The sequence below is a fragment of the Haloferax sp. Atlit-10N genome, assembly GCF_003586325.1.
In the GTDB taxonomy this organism is placed as follows: Archaea; Halobacteriota; Halobacteria; order Halobacteriales; family Haloferacaceae; genus Haloferax; species Haloferax prahovense.
The window spans coordinates 1-1,573 of record NZ_PSYX01000032.1 but is presented as its reverse complement, the minus strand read 5'-3'; the positions used below and the strand labels follow the sequence as shown (position 1 = coordinate 1,573).

At 57.0% G+C, this 1,573-nt stretch carries 2 protein-coding genes; both read right to left on the bottom strand.

What is annotated here, in order from left to right; translation table 11 throughout:
* Positions 1–91: 91 nt before the first annotated feature.
* Positions 92–1,315, bottom strand: coding sequence for a competence protein CoiA family protein (locus C5B91_RS20950; RefSeq protein WP_119713012.1), 1,224 nt, complete (start codon positions 1,313–1,315; stop codon positions 92–94).
* Between the two features lie 69 nt (positions 1,316–1,384).
* Positions 1,385–1,573: hypothetical protein (locus C5B91_RS22830; protein ID WP_233547843.1), on the bottom strand; the 189-nt coding region annotated here is incomplete at its 5' end.

Genomic DNA, 1,573 nt, shown 5'->3' with positions numbered 1-1,573 from the left:
ATTGGATAAATTTAATTTCCACATCGCCGATCCCCGCTCCGCCCTCGTCGAAACCTCCGCCATAATCTGGGATGAGTTACTGGTTCCCCGTTTACGGTGGAATCCAACTCGTGTGGTCGCGGAGAGTTGTATCAGGTGCTTCCATCGTCGCACCGCACTTGGGGCAGTAATCTTCGACCGCGTCCTCATCGTAGAGATAGTGATCACATTCGGGAGGGCTGGCTTGGAAATACACGTCGTCCCAGTCGATATCCGGTTCTCGACCGTAGAGACAGAAGGTACTGTGTCCTGAACGCCCTCGATGATTGGTCACTAACCGAACGGGACAGTACATACACTCACGAAGTTCGATTAACGACTGGTCGGAATGGTTTGTCCAGAGCGTCTCTCGGCGTCCCCATTCGTGAATTCCCTTCGGACCCCAGCATCGCTCTATCTCTGGTCGTGTCGCAAGCAGTTTCTCCACCTGCGCGGAATGGTACTGACTTCCTGCCCACTTCGAGAACGAGTCTCGGTCGTACTCACAGACAACCGCGTTTTTGAGTGCTCTCAGGGGAAAGTCGGGGCCGTACTCGTCGCTCACGGTGTAGGTGTAACTACCATCGGGGTCGTGGACCCTGCGTAGCTCGCAATCCTGGCCAGCACAGATATCGTACGTGACTAGATCATCCTGGCCGCGGGGGTGGGCATAGGGAGGCACTCGTTCCCACGCGTGCTCGCCGTCGTAGAGGAGCGATTGGCAGTTCGTATATCGGTGGGCCTTGCTCGTCCGCTGGGAATGTCCAGCTCCGTCATCACGCTCGAACTCGGCACTAATCGTGTCGTAGTCGAACGTATCGAGAAGGATTGTGCCTGCGCGAATCCAGACAACGGAGAAACCAGCTGCCAAGTAGTCGAGCGTAACCTGCTGGACGTTCTTGTTCTCGTGGCTATGCTGCACCTCAACGGCGAGTCCCTCCCCGAAGTAAGGGTTCCAATCGTCGAACGTCGCGAGGACGTCAGCACGGCGTTCAGTCACAGGTGTCGGCACTTCAGATACGTCGACGTCCACCTCTGTCTCGACGTCGGCACTTTTTCCGAACTGCTGGTGAAGGGCGACCTCGGCACGGGCAACTGCACGTTCGTGGGTCTCCGACTCGCCGCCGTTCGAGCAGTGTCGCCCGGCGTCGTCTGATACGTGGTAGAAGTGTCGAGACTTGCCCGGCGCGGATCGGGGATACATCGTCCCACCGCACACTGGACAAGTGACGGCTTCCCCATCGTCGATAATAGCAGGGACGACCGGGCGACCGTCACGGCGACCGCGGAAAGGCATATCGGCAACAAACATCTCGGTGAGTAAATAATCTCTCCCAGTCAGGAGGTCCGAACAAGGCGGAACTGGTTAAAGCGGGTCCTCGAGGCCGCAGGAGATACAGCCCATACAGCCGTCTTCACGTTCCCAGATGTGGTCGCAGTACTGGGGGTCTGTGGTCGTCATCTCAGAGAAATCCTCGAACGGGTCATTTGAGATGATCTCTTCTCCCTTGTACTCTTTAAGCCGGGCGCTACATCGACATCTGTAGCGATTCTC

Coding starts and splice junctions, on each gene's coding strand:
- C5B91_RS20950 (WP_119713012.1), bottom strand. CDS start 1,315: ATGCCTTTCCGCGGTCGCCGTGACGGTCGCCCGGTCGTCCCTGCTATT.